This is a genomic window from Providencia sp. UF-224 (assembly GCF_058245955.1).
On sequence record NZ_JBSICC010000103.1, the window covers coordinates 1 to 572 of the forward strand.

1 protein-coding gene is annotated in these 572 nt (G+C 47.9%); it reads right to left on the reverse strand.

Annotated features, from left to right (window positions below):
- On the reverse strand, nucleotides 1-572 hold a 572-nt coding region (mobF, locus tag AC4IFO_RS23025; RefSeq protein ID WP_490737857.1), incomplete at both ends, for a MobF family relaxase.

A 572-nucleotide genomic window follows, 5' to 3' on the forward strand; every position in this document is an offset into this window, starting at 1 on the left:
AGGGCGGCCACATCACGGGATTTCAATGAGGCTTCATGCCCGACGGCATCAAGGATTTGCTGGCGACGTTGGGAGAAAGGCGTCACAGGAATACCATCAATTTCCCACAAGCTATTACGCCCTGCGTCATGGGTTTTAAATCCCATCCCTTCAATTTCTTTACGCAGCGTATTTTGATAGATTTCACCCAACGCGATCCGTAAATCATACAGTGCTTCACTGAAACCCATTTTGCTTCGTGTATCACTGGATAACGTGCACCATTCGCCATTGTGCTCGGTCATGTTCATGACTAGCGTATGCGTGTGCAATTGAGGGTCATGCTCACGAGATGTATCATGGTTAAATGCGGCGACGACAAGGTTTTTCGTCATTTCCAGCGAGGTTTTTCCACCAATCATTATCCGTGTTGAGGCAAGACCTTCCACTTCATGGAGTGCAACCTCAACGGCACGATTGTGAGCCTCTATCATCCGTTTATCACCCAGTACAATACCGAGTACCGACACGCTTTTAGGGGCGGAAAACGTTAAATCATGCCCTTCACGGTGGACGTTTTTACCGTTTTCCAT